Source organism: Gordonia sp. IEGM753, assembly GCF_050321825.1.
Taxonomy (GTDB): domain Bacteria; phylum Pseudomonadota; class Gammaproteobacteria; order Pseudomonadales; family Pseudomonadaceae; genus Aquipseudomonas.
This window is the reverse complement of sequence record NZ_JBNQGB010000001.1, coordinates 1,452,976-1,472,425: the sequence shown is the minus strand read 5'-3', so window position 1 is coordinate 1,472,425 and position 19,450 is coordinate 1,452,976. Positions and strand designations below refer to the sequence as shown.

The following is a 19,450-nucleotide window of genomic DNA, read 5'->3' as shown; positions in this document are numbered from 1 at the left end:
ACAGTCGGCTTCCCAAGTGGTCACCTATAAAAAGAGTTTTCCATGAGTATTCGAATCACCCACCTGAGCGTTCGCGACATCCGCTTCCCGACTTCCCGGACACTCGACGGCTCTGACGCCATGAACAGCGCACCGGATTATTCGGCGTCCTACGTGGTGTTGCACACCGATTCCACCGCAGGCCTGGAGGGTCATGGACTGACGTTCACCATCGGCCGCGGCAATGAAATCTGCGTGGCAGCGGTGCAATCGCTGGCGCCGCTGATTGTCGGTTTGACCCTGGAAGAAATCACCGCAGACATGGGCGGCTTCTGGCACAACATCACCGTGGGTGACAGCCAACTGCGCTGGCTGGGCCCGGAAAAAGGCGTGATTCACCTCGCTACTGCCGCCATCGTCAACGCGGTGTGGGACCTGTGGGCCAAGACCGAAGGCAAACCCGTATGGAAACTGCTGGCAGACATGACGCCAGAGCAACTGGTTGCCTGCCTCGACTTCAGCTATGTCACAGACGCCATCACCCCTGAAGAAGCCATCGCCCTGCTCCGCCGCCAGGTGCCCGGCAAAGCCAAACGTGAAGCGCAGATGCTGCACGAAGGCTATCCCGGCTACACCACCGCGCCAGGCTGGCTCGGTTATTCTGAAGAAAAAATGCGCCGACTCGCGCGTGAAGCCGTGGCGGATGGCTGGACCCACTTCAAACAGAAAATCGGTGCCGACCTGGAAGAGGACATGCGCCGCGCCGCGATCCTGCGCGAAGAAATCGGCTGGGAACGCACCCTGATGATGGACGCCAACCAGGTCTGGAGCGTCGATGAGTCGGTGGCGAACATGCGCCGCCTGGCCGCTTTCGACCCGTGGTGGATCGAAGAACCGACCAGTCCCGACGATATCCTCGGTCACGCCACCATCCGCCAGCGTATTGCGCCCATTGGCGTTGCCACCGGTGAGCACTGCCACAACCGGGTGATGTTCAAGCAGATGTTCCAGGCGCAGGCATTGGACTTCTGTCAGTTGGACGCCGCTCGCCTGGGGGGTCTCAACGAAGTGTTGATCGTATTGCTGATGGCCGCCAAGTTCGAGGTGCCGGTCTGCCCGCATGGCGGCGGCGTTGGTTTGTGCGAATACGTGCAGAACATTTCGCTGTTCGATTACATCGCGGTCTCAGGCTCACTGCAAAATCGCGTGCTGGAATACGTCGATCATTTGCACGAGCACTTCCTGGAGCCGGTGGTGATTCGCAACGGTCGCTACATGCCGCCGAAACAACCCGGCTACAGCATCGAAATGACGCCTGAAACACTCGAACGCTATCAGTACCCGAACGGCGCGGTGTGGGTTGACCTTGCCCAATCCTGATCGATAAACAGCACCTGCCGTTCGCGCAACGGCACAATGGCGCCTTTTTACCGGGCGCCAACACACGCGCACTTGCCAACATTAGGACTATAAAAATGACAATCCTAAGCACTGCTGCGGTTGCCCAGGCCCCCGCGGCTTGTGATGAACAGCGTTTGACAAATTTACTGCTGCGTAAACTGATGCCACTGCTGGTTGTGGTGTACGTCATGAGTTTTCTGGACCGCACCAACATTGCCCTGGCGAAAGCCAGTATGGGCATCGACCTTGGGCTATCGGCTGCGGCCTATGGCCTTGGCGCCGGGTTGTTTTTCCTGACCTATGCGCTGTTTGAAGTACCGAGCAACCTGATCATGCAGAAGGTCGGCGCGCGGTTCTGGATCACGCGCATCATGATCACCTGGGGTTTGCTCTCGGCGGGCATGGCGTTCGTCCAGGGCGAAACCTCGTTCTACATCATGCGCCTGCTGCTGGGCGTTGCCGAAGCGGGCCTGTTCCCCGGCGTCATGCTGTACCTCACTTACTGGTTCAACCGCGAACAACGGGCCCGCGCTACCGGGTACTTTCTGCTTGGGGTGTGCCTGGCCAATATCTTGAGCGGGCCGTTGGGCGGTGCACTGTTGCAACTCGATGGCTGGCTCGGTTTCCATGGCTGGCAGTGGCTGTTTGTGCTTGAAGGTTTACCTGCGGTCGCGCTGGCCTATGTGGTGTGGAAGAAACTGCCTGACGGCCCTTCCTCCGCCTCGTGGCTGTCGGCGGCTGACGCCCGGGAAATCGAAGACCGTTTGACAGCCGAAAGCCAGGACGCGCCGCAACAAACGCGCCTCGGGCAGATGCTGCGCGATAAACAGATCTGGCTGGCAATTGCCGTGTACTTCGTGCACCAGATCACCATTTACACCGTTATCTTCTTTCTGCCGGGCATCATCGGCACTTACGGTAAGTTGTCGCCACTGCAGATCGGTTTGCTGACGTCTGTACCATGGATTGCGGCGGCCATCGGCGCTGCCACTTTTCCGCGGCTGGCCACGTCACCGCAACGTTGCCGGCGCATTCTGTTCTTCGGCCTGCTGACCATGTCGGCCGGGCTGCTGCTGGCCTCGTTCTCCAACTCCTATATAGGGCTTATCGGCTTTTCACTGACGGCGCTGATGCTGTTCGTGGTGCAGTCCATCGTCTTCGTGTTCCCCTCCAGCCGCTTGAGCGGCACCGCGTTGGCCGGTGGTCTGGCGTTCGTCACGACCTGCGGCTTGCTCGGTGGTTTTGTCGGGCCTTCCGTCATGGGGCTGATCGAGCAAACGACTGGCAGCACGCGCAATGGCTTGCTGGTGATCGCAGGCCTGTTGATCGTTGCCGCGCTGATCAGCACCCGGCTGCGCCAAGGGCAAGAGACGCCGGCCTGAGGTGATTCATTGCGGGCAGGTACGATGCCCTGCTTGCGGAAAATGGCGGAAGGCAGCCGGAGTCGAACCTGCCCGGGAACGGATGCCGTCCCCAGCCGGGTTTGAAGCCCGGCCGCGCCACCGGGCGCGATTGCCTTCCTTGAACTCAGTGCCCCTGTTGCTGGGCCAATGCGTTGTCGAGCCGTATCTGGCGTTTGTCACCCAAACGCCGGGTCAGGCCGAGACGGTCGAAGTATTCGAGTATCTGGATGCTGCGCTTGCGGCCCAAACCGACTGCATCGCGAAACGCCGCGACTTGAACCACCGGGTTATCCCCCGCCAATTGCACAAGCTTAGACGCCAATTGGCGCAACACCGCATCGGTGTAAAACAGGTCGCGTACCACTTGGTGAACCCGTCCCATGCGCGCCATTTTTCGCAGCAGCAACCGTACCTCCACCTCATCCTGACCCAGTTCGCGGACCCACGGCGCGTCGAACGCTGCCCGTTCGAACGCCGGCTGCAATTGCTGCCACAACGCTTCGTCCTCTGCGCTCAGGCGCACCTGGTGTTCGGGCAAGTGCAACCATGCGCCACTGTTGACGATGGCGCCGCTGCGCAGCAGTTCGTCGAGCAGGCTGATGAACGCCGGGCGCGCAAGTGCCGTACCGCTGAAGCGGCGCAAGCGATCGCGGTCCGGTCCCATTTGGTCGGGCTCGAGTTGATGAAAGCGTGTCAGCTGTTCCAGCATCGCCCGTTTCAATGCATCCCAACGCTGGGCACTGAACAGGCGTTGGCCTTGGCGCGTGTCGATCAAGCGCACATCAGGCGGCAGCGTCCAGCTCTCCCGCAGACGATTGAACTGGCGCTCAAGTTGCTGCGGGTCGAGCCCGGTATCACTGCTGGCCAGCAGCGCGGGCAATGCCTGTTCCAGGCTTATCGTTGATTGAAGGGTGTGCAGTTGAGCCAGTCGTTCGGGGCTGCGGCGTTGCCGAGTGGGCGCAAACGGATCAAGTAGGCGTCCACCGCCAAGCGTGCGCTGGGCGCTTTGGTCGCGCAGGATCAGCGTATCGCCCTTCACTGCCTGTACGGGTGAGTTCAACAGGATTTGCGCAACCGTCCGCTCGCCGGGCGCCAGGGTTGTGCCTTCAAGCAACGCCACGCGACCGGTGACGTTCTGGGTGCCGAGGTGCACGTGCACCGCCTGAAAATGTTCAAACGCCTTGCTTTCGCTGGCCAGCAACTGCAACTCGATATCGATGCGCCGGGTGGGTGCGAACAGCCACTCGGCCAGCAACCAGTGACCACGGTGAATCTGCTTCAGCTCCAGGCGCTCCGCGCTGAGATTCAACGCAACGCGCTGACCGGCGACCGCACGTTCCGCGGGTTGATTTTGCGCATGCAGGCCACGCACACGAACCGGTTTGCCCATGGGGCCAAGCAGCAGCGAATCGCCGACAGCGACCTGGCCAGACAGCGCGGTGCCGGTCACCACAATGCCAGCGCCGGCCACGCTGAACGCCCGATCAATCGCCAGCCGAAAACCACCCAGGGTGGCGCGCTGAAGGACGTGTTTTTGCGCCTCGAGCAAAGCGCTGCGCAGCGTATCGACGCCCTCAAGGGTCACGCTCGACAGCGCTATCAATGGCGCATCGGCATAGGGCCCCGGTGCCAGCAGCGTCTGGACCTGGTGCTCGACGGCGGTCACCCGCGCCGGATCAACCCGGTCACATTTGGTGATCGCGATCAGCGCCCGTGGAATGCCCAGCAGTTCGACAATCGCCAGATGTTCGCGGGTTTGCGGCATCACCCCGTCGTTGGCGGCGACCACCAGCAGCACCAGATCGATCCCTTGCGCACCGGCCAGCATAGTGTGCGTGAAGCGTTCATGGCCCGGCACGTCGATAAACCCGGTCAGCGGCGCCCCGGGCTCCAGCGCGGCATACACATAGCCGAGGTCGATGGTCATGCCGCGCTCACGTTCCTCGCGGCGCCGATCACCGGCCTGCCCGGTCAGTGCTTCAAGCAACGACGTCTTGCCGTGATCGACGTGCCCCGCCGTGCCGACAATCACCCTCGTACCTTCAGTTGCTCAAGTTGTGCCAACCACGCCGGCTCGTCGTCCAGTTGCCGCAAGTCGAGCCATAACGCGTCGTCATCGATGCGCCCCAGCACCGGGATTGCCAATTCTCGAAAAGCCCCTTCCAGCCCCAGCAGTTGCCGTCCGCGCAGGCGTTTGGACACCTTGGGCCTTAGACACAGCGCGGCACTTGGCAGCCGTGCGACGGGCTGGCTCCCGCTGCCGATCATGCCCAGTGCGGACACTGCCATGACGTTCCAGTCTTCGCCCAACACGCGCGCCAGTGACGGTTGCAATCGTTGGGCTTGGGCGCAGATATCTGCCTGCGGCCGTGTCAGCAGGCGCAGGCTGGGCAGGCGTTCGGCCAGTCGGTCGGGGTTGCGATACAAACCGAGCACGGCTTCGAGCGCCGCCAACGTCAGCTTATCGACGCGCAGTGCACGCTTGAGCGGGTTCTTCTTGATTTTGGTAATCAGGTCTTTACGGCCGACGATCAATCCTGCCTGCGGGCCACCCAACAACTTGTCGCCGCTGAAGGTGACGATGTCCGCGCCATCGAGCAATGCCTGGCGCACCGTTGGCTCGGCGGGCAGGCCCCATCGGGTCAAGTCGAGCAGGCTGCCGCTGCCAAGGTCTTCCAGCAGTGGCAAATCGTTTTGGTGGGCCAACGCGGCGAGTTCTGCGGTCGGCACACTCGCGGTGAAACCCTGAATGTTGTAATTGCTGGCGTGTACACGCATCAGCAAACCCGTGCGCGGGTTGATGGCCGCCTGGTAATCCTTGGCGTGCGTGCGGTTGGTCGTGCCGACTTCATGCAGTTTTACGCCGGCGCGCGCCATGATGTCGGGAATGCGAAAAGCACCGCCGATTTCGATCAACTCACCCCGCGAGATGATGCCTTCCTTACGGGCTCCCAGACTGTTGAGCGTCAGCAACACCGCGGCAGCATTGTTGTTGACCACCGTGACGGCTTCGGCACCGGTTAATTCGCGAATCAACCCTTCAATCAGATCGTCGCGGTCGCCACGCTTGCCGCTGTGCAGGTCGAACTCCAGATTCAGCGGATAACGCGCGGCCATTTGCACTGCTTCGATGGCTTCCTCCGGCAACAACGCTCGCCCCAGATTGGTGTGCAACACCGTGCCGGTCAGGTTGAACACGCGGCGCACCTGGCTACGGTGCTGGGTGGCCAAGCGTTCACCGGCCCTGCCCGCTAACACTTCTGGGGTTATTTCGACGGCTGCCAGTTGCCCTGAAAGCACCGGCTCACGCAGGTCATCCAGTAATTGGCGCAGGCTCGCCAGTAACGCATCGCGCCCAAAACGCTCAGCCATCGGCTGGCATGCCGGGTGACGCAGCAGACTGTCGATGGAAGGGAGACGCAGGGTTGGCGCGGCGGGGCTGGAGGACATCAGGGCTCCTGGAAAGATTGACCGTCGCGTCTGAGTGTAGCCGCTGCGTTCAATCTGCCCCGGGCGCGAACATCAGATTCGGTGCCAGCCGTTGATAGCCCTCCTGTTCCAGACGCATGTCGAGCATCAGGCTGCTGAGGTCGGTCGATAATGCCTCTGCCTCGGCGTCGTTTTCCAGGTACAGCAACTTCAAGTAGCTGCGACAACCGGGGCACACTTCGGCCCGGGTCGGCGCCTGGTTGGCGGCGTGACGGTCATCATCGAGGCTTACGTACTCCAGGCCTTTGCTTTGCTCGCAGTACACGCATTTGACCCGCACCACATGCCATTCACAGGCACACAGCGAACACACCAGATAACGCAAACCGTTGTACTTGGCGCGATGGCGAATCACGCCGGCCATGGCCGGTGAACCGCAGGCCGGGCATTGGCTCAAGCTGTCACCGGGTTTCAGCGCCAGGTTGGGTGTGTTCAGCAACCAATTGCTCCAGGCCACTTGCAACGCAGCGCCCAGAAACGGCACCAATGCGCCAGGAAGCAATGAATATTGGCCGCTGAGCAAGGCAACCGCCCAGGCTTTGCGCTGCCCACCATTGGCGTTGCGCAAGGAGCCCAGTGCCTTGTCGATGCTTGTCTGCATCGGTGGCTGAAAGCGTTCAAGCAAAGCGTCGAGGTACGGCTGCCAATGATCCTCACGCACCAGCGTATCGGCTGCGAAGGGTGGCAGCCCATGCTGCTGGCAAACCTGAAGACGCTGCGGATCGAATGGCTTGGCCAACGAGGCATCGTCCATCAATGCCTGCTGCAGGTGGCACAGTTGCGTCACCAGGCGCAGGTAATCGGCCAATGGATGGCCCGCTGTCAGTTGCTCCAGACGCTGCGCACGCAAGGTAAACAAATTGTGCGGCGGCAGGTGCAGGAACGGGGGCGAACTCGCCGCCGCTTCGATTTCGCCAGGCTCAAGAATCGTCGCCAAGGGTGCTTATCCTTTTTTGCTGAGCGGCCGTTCGGGGTGTTCGTCGCGGGTCACTTCGCGGTACCACAATTCATGGTGCTTCTTCGCCCAGGCGCGGCTTACCCAGCCGTGCAACATCGCACTGATCGAGCCTTTGATCCAGATGCCGGCATAGATGTGCACGATGATGCTCAACACCAGTACAAACCCGGCGAGCGCGTGCAACAGCATCGCCCAGCGAAGGGTGGTAATGCCAAAGTAAACACTGAACCAGGCGCGCCAGATAATCAGTCCGCTGAACAACAGCGCCAGCATGCACGCCAACAATGTCCAGAACAGCAGCTTTTGCCCGGGGTTGTACTTGCCAATCGGCGGTACGCCCTCCTCTTCATTCTTGATCACTCGCCCGACACGTTTGAGCCATAAGCCGTCGTTGTGAATAAAGAAGTTAGCGCGCCAGAAGCGGATCACCAGTCCCAGGAACAACACGAACATCACCACGCCCATGTACGGGTGCAATATCCGTGTCCACGGCCCACCGCCGAACAGATTACTCAGCCAGAACAGCGCCGGATGAAACAACGCCAGCCCCGAGAGCGCGGCCATGAAAAACAGGATCGCCACCAGCCAGTGATTGGTGCGCTGGTTGGCGGTGTAGCGAAGAATCTGTTTGCGGATCATGGTCTGTCCTCCCCGCGCGGATCGAAGGTGTGCACCGCCGGATCGACTTCATGCACCGCCGGGTCTTTGAAGGGTGGCAACTCATCCTCTTCGACGATCTGCGGGCCGATGCGCACGTAGTGGAAGAACCCGGCCAACACCGCAGCCCCCATCGCGAGCAGCGCCAGCGGTTTGCTCACGCCTTTCCACAACCCTACCAACGGGCTGATCGCCGGGTCTTTAGGCAACCCGGCGTATACCTGTGGGGTATCGGCATGGTGCAGCACGTACATCACGTGCGTACCGCCGACGCCGGCCGGGTCGTAGAGCCCGGCGTTGTCGAAACCACGACTTTTCAGATCAACGATGCGCTCGGCGGCGTGGACCTTCATGTCTTCCTTGGTGCCGAACACGATGGCACCGGTCGGACAGGTTTTGACGCAGGCAGGTTCAAGCCCCACCGCAACCCGGTCGGAACACAGCGTGCACTTGTAGGCCTTGTGATCCTTTTGTGAGATGCGCGGAATGTTGAACGGGCACCCGGTAATACAGTAGCCGCAGCCGATGCAGTGGTCCTGATCGAAGTCGACGATGCCATTGGCGTGCTTGATGATTGCACCGGGGCTTGGGCAGGCGGCCAGGCAACCGGGTTCATCGCAGTGCATGCAGCCATCCTTGCGAATCAACCATTCCAGATTGCCGGCATCGGTTTCGTGCTCGGTGAAGCGCATCAGGGTCCAGGTTTCTGCGCTCAGGTCTTGCGGGTTGTCGTAAGTGCCGAGGTTGTGGCCGACCTCGTCGCGCAGCTCGTTCCATTCCGAGCAAGCGACCTGGCAAGCCTTGCAACCAATGCATTTGGTGGTGTCGATCAGCTTCGCCACTTCTTCCTGCTGGCGGACGGACGACGGCACGGTGGTGGTGGCCGAACGGGCAATAATGTCTTGGCTGGCCATCTAAATTTTCTCCACGTTGACCAGGAACGACTTCGATTCCGGGGTCTGGGAATTGCCATCGCCGAGGAACGGCACCAAGGTGTTGGTGAGATAACCGTGGCGCGTCAGCCCGGTAAAACCCCAGTGCAGCGGGATGCCGACGTGGTGCACCACTTGGCCGTTAACCTGCAGCGGACGAATCCGCTTGGTCACCACCGCCACCGCTTCAATGAAACCGCGCTTGCTGCTGACCCGAACCCGGTCACCGGCAACGATGCCCTTCTCTTTGGCCAACACTTCGCCGATCTCGACGAATTGCTCTGGCTGGGCAATCGCGTTGAGCTTGCAATGCTTGCTCCAGAAGTGGAAATGCTCGGTCAACCGGTAGCTGGTGGCGGCGTACGGGTAATCCTTGGCCACGCCGAGGGTTTCCCACACGGAATCGAAGATGCGCGCCGCCGGGTTGCTGGTGGCTTTCTTGTTGTTGGGGTGCAATGGGTTGATGCCAATGGGCGTCTCGAACGGTTCGTAATGCTCAGGAAATGGCCCTTCGGCCATTTTGTCGACAGCAAAGAAACGCGCCACGCCTTCGGGGTTCATGATGAACGGGTTCATCCCGGCCTCCGGCGCGACGTCGGCCTTGTAGTCCGGCACGTCGGTGCCGGTCCAGACCTTGCCGTTCCACCACACCAGCCTTTTGTTGTCGGCCCACGGTTTGCCTTGCGGATCGGCCGAAGCGCGGTTGTACAGAATCCGTCGGTTCATTGGCCAGGCCCAGGCCCAACCCAGATGTTGCTTCATGCCGAACGGATCGCTGTTGTCGCGCCGGGCCATCTGGTTGCCCATTTCGGTCCAACTGCCGCAGAAAATCCAGCAACCGGACGCCGTGCTGCCGTCGTCCTTGAGTTGAGCGAAACCGGACAGTTGCGAATTGCCCTTGACCGCCGCGCCGGTGACATCGGTGAAATCCGTCACCGCATAGCCGTTGATTTCCTTGGCCAACTCCTCGGGCGAAGGCTCGTCGGTGATCTTGTACGGCCACGACAGTTTCAGGATCGGGTCGGCAAATGCCCCGCCGTTGGCCTGGTACCGTTTGCGCAGGCGCAGGAACAACTCGCTCATGATCCGTACGTCCGTTTGCGCTTCACCCGGACCATCGGCGCCTTTCCAGTGCCATTGCAGCCAGCGGCTGCTGTTGACCAGCGAGCCGTCCTCCTCGGCAAAACACGTCGTGGGCAGGCGAATGACTTCAGTCTGAATGTCGGCTGACGTGACGTCGTTATAGGGTCCGACGTTTTTCCAGAACTCCGAGGTTTCGGTGGACAGCGGGTCCATGACCACCAGCCATTTGAGCTTGGCCAATGCCGCCATGACCCGGTTTTTGTCCGGCAGCGCAGCAATCGGATTGAAACCCTGGCACATATAGCCGTTGACCTTGCCCTGCCCCATCAGGTCGAACATTTTCAAAATGTCGTAGTTGGGGATGTCGAGTTTTGGCAAGTAATCGTAGGCCCAATGGTTTTCCACCGTGGCGTTGGCGCCGTACCAAGCTTTCATCAGGCTGACGTGGAATTTTCCGTAGTTCTGCCAGTACGACAGCTGCCCCGGCCGCAGCGGCTTGAGGGCCCGTTTTGCGATGTAGGTGTCGTAATCCTGTTCGCCATCGGCGGGCAGCGTCAGGTAACCCGGCAGCGAGTTGGAGAGCAAGCCCAGATCCGTCAGGCCCTGAATGTTGGAATGCCCACGCAAGGCATTGACGCCTCCGCCCGGCATCCCGACATTGCCCAGCAGCAGTTGCACCATCGCCGCACTGCGGATGATTTGTGAACCGATCGAATGCTGCGTCCAGCCCAGCGCATACAGAATCGTCATGGTCTTGCCCGGTTGCGAGCACGTGGCGATCTCTTCCCAGATTTTCTGGATCGCGTCCACCGGCATCCCGCAAATCTGGCTGGCCAGATCGATGTTGTAGCGGCTGTAGTGCACTTTCATCAATTGATAAACGCAGCGTGGGTCTTGCAGCGTCGGGTCGACTTTGGCGAAGCCGTCGTCACCAATTTCATAACCCCAACCGGACTTGTCGGTGTAGGTACGTTTGGCCACGTCGTAGCCGCTGAAGATCCCGTCCTCGAAACTGAACCCCGCTTTGACGATGAACGACACATCCGTATAGGCGTTCACGTATTCGTGCTGGATCTTGTCTTCGGTCAGCAGGTAATTGATCAGCCCGCCCATGAAGGCGATGTCGGTGCCGGTACGAATCGGCGCGTAATAGTCGGCCACCGAGGCGGTCCGGGTAAAACGCGGATCGACCACGATCAGGCGTGCCTTGTTATGCGCCTTGGCTTCGGTCACCCATTTGAAGCCACAAGGGTGCGCTTCTGCTGCGTTGCCACCCATGACCAGGATCAGATTCGCGTTAGCAATATCAGTCCAGGTATTGGTCATGGCACCACGGCCGTACGTCGGGGCAAGACTTGCCACCGTCGGGCCGTGTCAGACACGCGCCTGGTTATCAAACCCCAGCATGCCGAGACTGCGAATGACCTTGTGCGTCAGGTAGCCCGCTTCATTGGACGCCGCTGACGCCGCCAGAAACCCGGTGGTCAACCAGCGGTTCACCGTTTGGCCTTGCGCATTCTTTTCAATGAAGTTGGCGTCGCGGTCAGCCTTCATCAGGTCGGCGACACGGTCCAGCGCTTCATCCCAGGAAATACGCGTCCACTCGGCACTGCCGGGTTTGCGCACTTGCGGGTATTGAAGTCGGCTTGGGCTGTGAATGAAATCCAGCAAACCCGCGCCTTTGGGGCAAAGTGTGCCGCGATTCACCGGGTGGTCGGCGTCACCTTCTATATGGATGATGCTTTGCGTGACGTTTTTGGCCTGGTCACCCTGGCTGTACATGATCAATCCGCAACCGACCGAGCAATACGGGCAGGTGTTGCGGGTTTCATGGGTATGGGTGAGCTTGAAATGACGCACCTGTTCGGCGAAGGCTGGCGTTGGGAGCATGCCCAGCGCGCCGAGGCTCGAACCTGCAAGGCCGATTCCTGCGACCTTGAAGAACTGACGACGGTTGAGGTCCATCGTTCACTCCTGATCAATGATAGCCCGGTACTTGAGCCGGGTTTTTCTGGGCAAACACAGTTGCGGCAGTTTCCCTGCCGATACTTCAAACCTTAGTCAATGAAGGGGCATACCGTATGAAAACCGACCGTCGGCGGCCTCTAGGACGCCATCGCTGGCTAGCCAGCCTCCTACAGGTCGGGGGTGAATCCTGGATTTGTGCCGTCAACGCAGCCCCGTAGGAAACCGGCTCGCCGGTGATGGCGATTTCAAAGGCACCATCGCTGGCAAGCCAGACTCCTACGGATCGGTGATGAAACACGGATTTGTGCCGTCAACGCAGCCCCGTAGGAAACCGGCTTGCCGGTGATGGCATTTCCGAAGACGCCATCGCTGGCAAGCCAGACTCCTACAGGTCGGGGGTGAATCACGGATTTGTGCCGTCAACGCAGCCCTGTAGGAAACCGGCTTGCGGGTGATGGCGATTTCAAAGGCGCCATCGCTGGCAAGCCAGACTCCTACGGATCGGGGGTGAATCACGGATTTATGCCGTCAACGCAGCCCCGTAGGAAACCGGCTCGCCGGTGATGGCGATTTCAACGGCGCCATCGCTGGCAAGCCAGTCTCCTACAGGTCGGGGGTGAATCACGGATTTATGCCGTCAACGCAGCCCCGTAGGAAACCGGCTCGCCGGTGATGGCGATTTCAAAGGCGCCATCGCTGGCAAGCCAGACGCCTACAAAAACGGTGCTGCCACAGGGCTTGGCGTTTATCATTGCTTATCGCCTACCCACGCTTTTTAGAGACTGCGCATGACTTTCGATTTTGATCAGGTTTTCGACCGCCATGACACCGGCAGCACCAAATGGAGCCGCTATCCGGCCGATGTGTTGCCGATGTGGGTGGCTGACATGGATTTCGCTGCGCCCCCGGTGATTATCCAGGCCCTGCAAAAACGACTGCAGCATCCGATGCTCGGCTACAGCATGGCTCGGCACGAGGTGCGCGAAGCCATCGTCGCCGACCTCTGGAACAAATATGCCTGGCGTGTAGAGCCTCAATCGCTGATTTTCCTGCCGGGTGTGGAGTCTGGCTTCAACATGGCGTTGAAAGCGCTGGTGCAATCGCAACAGAACGTTGTGGTGCAAGTTCCCAACTACCCGCCGCTGCGCCATGCGCCGACCCATTGGCAGTTGAACAAGGTCGAGCTGAACTTCGATGAACAAGCAGACGGCACATACACCACACCACTCGACACTTTGCGCAACTCGCTGGCTGGCGGCGGTGCACTGCTGCTGAGTAACCCGCACAACCCGTTGGGCAAGGTTTTCCCAAGGGAAGAATTGCAGGCAATCGCCGATATCTGCCTGCAGCAGGATGCCTGGATCATCTCTGACGAGATCCACGCTGAACTCTGCTTCGATGGCCGAGTTCACGTCCCCACGGCGTCGCTAAGCCCGGCCATCGCCCAGCGCACCATCACCTTGATGTCAGCCAGCAAGGCCTACAACATCGCCGGCCTGAAGACTTCGTTCATGATCATCGAAGACCCGGCACTGCGTGAGCGCGTCAATCAAAGTCGCTGCGGGATGGTCGACAGCGTCAACCCGTTGGGCCTTGAAGCCACGCGTGTGGCCTACACCGAAGCCGAGCCGTGGCTGGCAGAGCTGAAGGTGTACCTGCAAGGCAATCGCGATTATCTGGTGGAGGCTGTGCGCACCCGATTGCCAGGCATCACCATGAACGTTCCGCAAAGTACCTATCTGGCATGGCTGGATTGCTCGGCACTGGACCTGCAGGACCCGCAGCAGTTTTTTCTGCAGCACGCCAAAGTCGGTCTGAGCGCTGGCCTGGATTTCGGCGATGACAAGCAACAGTTCGTACGCCTGAACTTCGGTTGTCCGCGCGCCTTGCTCGAAGAAGGCATCGCGCGCATGGAACGCAGCTTGCGCCGCTGAGATCCTCGCAAATCCAGTCTAAAACTGCCGAAACGCCCTCGACCGCGAAAAACAGTCGAGGGCGAGCGCAAAGCTGATTCCTGCTAAAAAATGAACCCGCCGATAAAAACAGCCCTCATAAACTTCAGGCGCCAGAAAGTCAGGCCCTACGTTTGTAGCACTCACCAAACGAGAGCCGGGCATGAGTTTTATTGTATGGGTTGCGGTGTTGGGTGCCGTGCTGTTGACGCTGGCGTTAACATCGTCGTATCTGCGCTGGATGCCGGTCACCACATCAGCCGTTTGCCTGGTGCTGGGCGTGGTTATCGGCCCTTCTGCATTGGGATTGCTGAATCTCAACACGGATGACGCTTCGAGTTGGATGGAGCACCTGACGGAAGTCGCGGTGTTGTTCTCTTTATTCGTCTGCGGCTTGAAGCTGCGTTTGCCGCTGAAGGACAAAAACTGGCGAATCGCGTTTGGCCTGGCCGGGCCGGTCATGGTGCTGACCATTGCTGCGGTGTGCCTGTTGCTGCACTACGGTTTTCAAATCTCTTGGGGCGCATCGGTGTTGATCGGCTCGATCCTGGCGCCGACCGATCCGGTACTGGCGGCGTTGGTGCAGGTGAACGATGCGCGTGATGACGACAGCGTGCGGTTTGGTCTCTCCGGTGAAGCGGGCCTGAATGACGGTATCGCCTTCCCGTTCGTTATCCTTGGCCTGCTCCTGCTGCAACATGACGGCAATCCTGGCTGGATCAGTGATTGGGTCCTGCAAAAACTGTTATGGGCAGTGCCCGCAGGTTTACTCCTCGGCTACTGGATGGGGCGCGGCATTGGTCGTATTACCTTGTCGATGAGCATCAAAAACGACGACAGCACCCTTTCCCCCAATGACTATCTGGCCCTTGCCTTGATTGCCCTGGCGTATGTCGGTGCGGAATCAATCCATGCGTATGGCTTTCTCTCCGTATTCGCCGCCGGCCTCGGCCTGCGTCAGGCAGAGGTGAAAACCACCGGCGACGACCCGGTGCCGGCCGAGCACCTGGTGCAGCCGGTGGTCGGCCATCAAAACGTCGATCCCCAACACGCCATTCATGGCGACACCGAGAAGCTTGAAGCCAATCAGGTTGCCGCAGGCATCATGATGAGCGACATGCTGTCGTTCGGCGGCCTTGTCGAACGCGCCATGGAAGTGTTTCTGGTGACACTGCTCGGTGTGGTGCTGATCGCGCATTGGGATTGGCGAGCCTTGCCGATCGGGGCCGTATTGTTTTGCCTGATCCGGCCGCTCAGCGTCGGGATAATACCGTGGGGTGGCTTGCTGCAACGCAGGCAACAGCTGTTGCTCGGCTGGTTCGGTATTCGTGGCATCGGCAGTTTGTACTACCTGTTTTATGCACTGAACCACGGTCTCAGCCCTGCTGTGGCAACCGTGTGCACCGACCTGACGCTGTCGGTGGTGGCGCTGAGCATTTTGATCCATGGCATCAGCACCCAACCCATCCTCGCCCGTTATGAACAACGAAAAAAACAACAAATTTGATTTTTCGAGAACGGCTTCAGGCGTCTGATTATCGAATTTTCACGTGCATAAATTTGAAATCCCTGTGTAAGCCAGCAGTCACAACATTAACTCCCCACAGGCTCGGTTCCCCTGACACAACGATGTTACTAGGGACCTCAAATTCAAGGTGCTGGTCATGTTGCAATATTCTACTCGCGATGAAATCAAAGCCTGCCGGGCATTCGCACTCGAACGCAATCGCAAAATGTTCGAAGAAGCCCATGCGCTCAGCCGACAAGCCTTTGAACTGCTTGAAGGCAGCGAACTGGATTTCGAACTGTTCGATCGCTACCAAGCCATGCGCAGGAAAGCTGATTTAAAGTTTGAAGAAGCGATAGAGCATCTGCGAGTACTGAACGAAGACTTCCCACCGATTCCGGTGTCTGCCGACCACTCAAACCAGCTGCGCCAGGCGCTTGAATCGAGAGCATGAGCATCAACGCAAACCGTTAGGAAACCGGCTTGCCGGTGATGGCAATTTCGATCTAGCCATCGCTGACAAGCCAGACTCCAGTAACGTCAGTTCAGCCGCCAGGATTGGTCACCTGAATAAACACCGCATACCCACCCAACAACACCCAAAACGTCGCGAAGATCCACGGCGTGCGTACCGAAAACAGCAACGACTTCCGATACCCCTTATGTGAAGACTCCATTTCGCTAAACAGTGGCGACTCGTCGTAAGCAAGCCCCATCAACGGCTCGCTTCGCAACAACTCACTTTGCTTGAAATGCCAATGATCAATAATGTCGTAAGCCGCCCGTATACCTGGCCAGGCATTAAGTGAACTCAGTAAACCCAGCAGCGCCAGAAATGGCGGCACCACCAAGGTAAACAGCTTTCCCCACTCGGGATTCAGATTGGACATGCAGGATGCGAACGCAATCACCAAAAACGATTGCGCCGCCAGATAAGCATCGGTGCGGTTGGCCAGAATACTGGTCTCGTACTGGATTTCCCGACGGTAAAAATCCAGTCGCTCTTTGGGTGAACCAAAAATCTTGGCATTGTGTTCGGTCAGGGCATCTTCTGCAGTTGCTTCAGTCAGTATTCTTGGCACAGGGGTCACGCACAGGCATGGAAAATATTTAGAAGAAGCACCTGCAGACAAGTTCAGCCCAATTCACCGCCCCCCTTACTTCATGGCCGACATGATGCTTTCCACCAGATTGAGTTGAGTAAAGGGTTTGGGTAGACGTGGCAGATCGGCAGAGAACCCTTCCAGCCGCTCTGCGTAACCGGTCGCCAGAATGATCGGGATATCGGGCTTCATCACACGGATCGCCTGCGCCAACTGCTCACCGTTCATTTTTGGCATGGCCATATCGGTAATCACCAGGTCAATGCCTGGCTCGGCCTTGAACAGCTCAAGTGCCTGGGTACCCGAAGTCGCACTAATCACGCGATGGCCAAGATCCTCAAGCAACAAACCCGTGCTGGTGAGCACCAGGCTGTCATCATCAACGACCAATACACACAAACGCGCAACCGGCTCTAATTCGACCTGCTGGACCGCAGGTGCTACACGGGACAGGGCCGTGGCCACGGGAATCCACAGCTCAGCAGTCGTCCCAGCGCCTTTCTGACTCTTGAGGATGAGTTGCCCGCCCAGTTGTTCGAGCAAACCGTGAACCATCGACAGCCCGAGGCCGGTGCCCTTGCCGATACCTTTCGTGGTGAAAAACGGGTCCATCGCCGAAGCGAGGGTGTCCGCGTCCATCCCCTCACCCGTGTCGGTAATGCTCAGGCAAACGTATTGACCGGGCATCAACGAAAGCGTTGTTGAATCGTCAACCTGTTCGGTGCTGGCGCTGACGACTATTTTGCCGCCGTGAGGCATGGCGTCACGAGCGTTGGTGGCGATATTCAGCACCGCCAGTTCCAGCTGGTTTACGTCGGCCAGAACCGGCATCAATTGCGGGGAGAAATGTGTTTCGAGTTTGACCGAGGGCCCGAGTGAGCTGCGTAACAGGCCACTGATTCCGCGCACCAGCACCGGGATTTCCACCGCTTCGGATTTGAGTTCCTGACGTCGGGCAAACGCCAACATGCGCTGGGTCAGGGAAACACCCCGCATGGCGCCTTGGGTCGCGTTGTCGACCAAACGCGTAAGCCTCGGATCATCTGCCACGCGTTTGCGAACAATTTCCAGGTTGCCGAGAATAACCGTCAGCAAATTGTTGAAGTCGTGGGCAATACCGCCGCTGAGTTGGCCGATGGCCTGCATCTTCTGCGCCTGAAACAGCGCTTCACGGGTTTTTTCCAGGGCTCGCTGGGTTTGCGTGGCCTCGGTGATGTCCCGGGTGATCTTGGCGAACCCCAGCAACGTACCGGTTTCGCCCCAGATCGGATCGACCACCACATGCGCTATGAATTGGGTACCGTCCTTGCGCACGCGCCAGGCCTTGTTTTCGAATCACCCCTCCCGCACGGCAGTGTCCAGCGCCCTCTGCGGCTCTCCAGCGGCGCGATCTTCGGGGGTGTAGAACATCGAGAAGTGTTGGCCGATCACCTCTTCGGCGCGGTAACCCTTGATGCGCTGAGCGCCGGGGTTCCAATTGGTCACCCGCCCATCGGGTGCCAACATGTAGATGGCGTAGTCCGTGACGCTTTGTACCAGCAAGCGAAACTGCTGCTCGCTTTGCTTGAGGGTTTCTTCGGCCATCTTGCGATCAGTCAGGTCGCGGGTGATTTTGGCGAACCCAAGCAAAGTACCGGACGGATCACGAATCGGGTCGATCACCACGTGCGACCAGAAATGCGTACCGTCCTTGCGTACTCGCCAGCCTTCGGCTTCGAACCGCCCTTCATTTACGGCGGTGTCGAGCGCACGCTGAGGCAACCCGGCACGTTGATCCTCTTCTGTGTAAAACCGCGAAAAGTGCTTGCCAAGAATCTCGGCTTCTTCGTAACCCTTGAAACGCCGGGCGCCGGCGTTCCAACTGGTAATGATGCCATCGGGGTCAATCATGTAAATCGCATAGTCAATCACAGCATCGATAAGCAAACGAAAACGCATATCGTCAGAGGAACTGGTTTTAGACCGTACATCACTCATCGATCACACCTGTCATTGTTGTATGCGTGAAGTATGCGACAAACCATGGTTTTGAAAAGCCGGAATTCAATGGCCAGGCACGTTCACATGTTATCGGTTCACGTATTTGATGATGTAAGCGTACAGATCGTTATAGGCAAAACCGGGGATGAGATCGCGATAGCTCAGTGTGCGCAGCAGCGCGTGGTGGCACTCCTTGACCATCTCGTCACGCTCGCTCATTGCGTGAACGTGATTATCGACAATCTCGCTATAGGCGCGAAAGGAAAAAGGCAGCGTCGACGCGGTCACCGTCAACACGCCGTCGGAGGCCTTGGTGTAGATGCTTTGAGCGCGCAGGGTGCGCTCTTTCAATTCGCCCAGGCCGCGTTCGTACAAGGATATCTGCGAGCCGCTGATCGCTTTTGCGGCGGTCTCGAATGCCAGGATGATCGCACGGGCATTGCTCATGCTGGTCTCGAGTGCGGCAAATGTTACGAATCTTTCGAGCGCCTGGGTTTCCAGGCTTTTGAGGGCGCGTTTTATGCTCGATACGTGCGCAAACTCTTGGGTACACGCCACCAGATGCACATCGAATTGATACCCCTCGTTGCTCGCCGACTGAGCAAAAGCGGCAAAATCGAGGCTGTCGAAAGCACACTCCATGATGATGTTGTACTTAAGCCTGAAGGCTTCCTTGAAGATCTCGCTGCCAATTTCGCGGACAAACGCTTCGGTGTGCTCATAGGCGTGCAGCACGCCCAGCGTGAGCATTTGTGCGTAATGCGGATGTTTTTCCCGGTACCCGGTCAAGTACAGGCGAACATAGTTCGCGTAACGATGGGTCGGTAGCAGGGTTTTTTCCAGCAGCCAGGTTTTGCCGGAGCCCTGCAAACCGGCGATGACCAATACCTTGGGAATGGCTTCGCGGGTGATGCCGCGAAATAACGTGGCCTTTATCTCATCGACGGCTGAAGCGACGTGAGCTGCGGTGTAAGAATAGTGCGCTGCTTGTGACATACCTTGATTTCCTTATCAAGGAATGGATTGAAAGTAAGATCC

General features: G+C 58.9%; 15 protein-coding genes, 1 tRNA gene and 1 pseudogene. 5 read left to right on the top strand and 12 right to left on the bottom strand.

Annotated elements, in window-relative coordinates:
* Positions 1–42: 42 nt before the first annotated feature.
* Both ACQR3R_RS06750 and ACQR3R_RS06745 read left to right on the top strand, forming a co-directional pair.
* Positions 43–1,359: an enolase C-terminal domain-like protein gene (locus tag ACQR3R_RS06750; protein ID WP_428271239.1), complete on the top strand. Its 1,317-nt coding sequence runs from the start codon at positions 43–45 to the stop codon at positions 1,357–1,359.
* Positions 1,360–1,454: 95 nt separating this feature from the next.
* The gene (locus tag ACQR3R_RS06745; protein WP_428271238.1) at positions 1,455–2,762 is read left to right on the top strand and encodes an MFS transporter; all 1,308 of its coding nucleotides are present in this window, start codon (positions 1,455–1,457) and stop codon (positions 2,760–2,762) included.
* Between the two features lie 43 nt (positions 2,763–2,805).
* On the opposite strand, the gene ACQR3R_RS06740 is transcribed toward ACQR3R_RS06745, so the two are convergent.
* The 8 genes from ACQR3R_RS06740 to ACQR3R_RS06705 all read right to left on the bottom strand — a co-directional run bounded on the left by ACQR3R_RS06740 (position 2,806) and on the right by ACQR3R_RS06705 (position 12,622).
* Positions 2,806–2,901 (bottom strand) — tRNA-Sec (locus ACQR3R_RS06740).
* Positions 2,902–2,907: 6 nt separating this feature from the next.
* Entirely contained in the window at positions 2,908–4,815 is a 1,908-nt protein-coding gene (gene selB, locus ACQR3R_RS06735; RefSeq protein ID WP_428271237.1) for a selenocysteine-specific translation elongation factor, read from the bottom strand.
* Positions 4,812–6,233, bottom strand: coding sequence for an L-seryl-tRNA(Sec) selenium transferase (gene selA, locus ACQR3R_RS06730; protein WP_428271236.1), 1,422 nt, complete (start codon positions 6,231–6,233; stop codon positions 4,812–4,814). The genes selB and selA overlap by 4 nt, the downstream gene beginning before the upstream one ends.
* 49 nt (positions 6,234–6,282) lie before the next feature.
* Entirely contained in the window at positions 6,283–7,209 is a 927-nt protein-coding gene (gene fdhE / locus ACQR3R_RS06725) for a formate dehydrogenase accessory protein FdhE (protein WP_428271235.1), read from the bottom strand.
* A gap of 6 nt (positions 7,210–7,215) precedes the next feature.
* Complete coding sequence (locus tag ACQR3R_RS06720; RefSeq protein ID WP_428271234.1) at positions 7,216–7,869, bottom strand: formate dehydrogenase subunit gamma; 654 nt, start codon at positions 7,867–7,869, stop codon at positions 7,216–7,218.
* Positions 7,866–8,801 (bottom strand): formate dehydrogenase subunit beta, encoded by a 936-nt coding sequence (fdxH, locus tag ACQR3R_RS06715; protein WP_428271233.1) that lies wholly within the window; start codon positions 8,799–8,801, stop codon positions 7,866–7,868. The genes ACQR3R_RS06720 and fdxH overlap by 4 nt, the downstream gene beginning before the upstream one ends.
* Entirely contained in the window at positions 8,802–11,867 is a 3,066-nt protein-coding gene (gene fdnG / locus ACQR3R_RS06710; RefSeq protein WP_428271232.1) for a formate dehydrogenase-N subunit alpha, read from the bottom strand.
* 632 nt (positions 11,868–12,499) lie between these two features.
* A complete protein-coding gene (locus ACQR3R_RS06705) occupies positions 12,500–12,622 on the bottom strand; it encodes a hypothetical protein (RefSeq protein ID WP_428271231.1) in 123 nt (40 codons plus the stop codon).
* A 36-nt stretch (positions 12,623–12,658) separates the two neighbouring features.
* Here ACQR3R_RS06705 and ACQR3R_RS06700 point away from each other — a divergent pair, with 36 nt between their 5' ends.
* From ACQR3R_RS06700 to ACQR3R_RS06690, 3 genes are all read left to right on the top strand, one after another.
* Positions 12,659–13,804, top strand: coding sequence for a PatB family C-S lyase (locus ACQR3R_RS06700; RefSeq protein WP_428271230.1), 1,146 nt, complete (start codon positions 12,659–12,661; stop codon positions 13,802–13,804).
* Positions 13,805–13,985: 181 nt separating this feature from the next.
* Positions 13,986–15,329, top strand: a complete 1,344-nt coding sequence (locus ACQR3R_RS06695) for a cation:proton antiporter domain-containing protein (protein WP_428271229.1) — start codon at positions 13,986–13,988, stop codon at positions 15,327–15,329.
* Positions 15,330–15,486: 157 nt separating this feature from the next.
* Positions 15,487–15,783, top strand: coding sequence for a hypothetical protein (locus tag ACQR3R_RS06690; RefSeq protein ID WP_428271228.1), 297 nt, complete (start codon positions 15,487–15,489; stop codon positions 15,781–15,783).
* A gap of 91 nt (positions 15,784–15,874) precedes the next feature.
* Here ACQR3R_RS06690 and ACQR3R_RS06685 read toward each other — a convergent pair whose 3' ends face one another.
* The 4 genes and pseudogenes from ACQR3R_RS06685 to ACQR3R_RS06670 all read right to left on the bottom strand — a co-directional run bounded on the left by ACQR3R_RS06685 (position 15,875) and on the right by ACQR3R_RS06670 (position 19,408).
* On the bottom strand, positions 15,875–16,462 hold the full coding sequence (locus tag ACQR3R_RS06685) for a hypothetical protein (RefSeq protein WP_428271227.1): 588 nt from the start codon (positions 16,460–16,462) through the stop codon (positions 15,875–15,877).
* A gap of 24 nt (positions 16,463–16,486) precedes the next feature.
* Positions 16,487–17,401 carry an ATP-binding protein gene (locus tag ACQR3R_RS06680; RefSeq protein ID WP_428272597.1) on the bottom strand — a complete coding sequence of 305 codons (915 nt, stop codon included), beginning with the start codon at positions 17,399–17,401 and terminating at the stop codon, positions 16,487–16,489.
* Positions 17,387–18,370 (bottom strand): annotated as a pseudogene (locus ACQR3R_RS06675) (PAS domain S-box protein); the annotation flags it as partial. The pseudogene ACQR3R_RS06675 and the gene ACQR3R_RS06680, both read right to left, overlap by 15 nt.
* A 129-nt stretch (positions 18,371–18,499) precedes the next feature.
* Positions 18,500–19,408 (bottom strand): zeta toxin family protein, encoded by a 909-nt coding sequence (locus tag ACQR3R_RS06670; RefSeq protein ID WP_428271226.1) that lies wholly within the window; start codon positions 19,406–19,408, stop codon positions 18,500–18,502.
* Between the last annotated feature and the right edge of the window lie 42 nt (positions 19,409–19,450).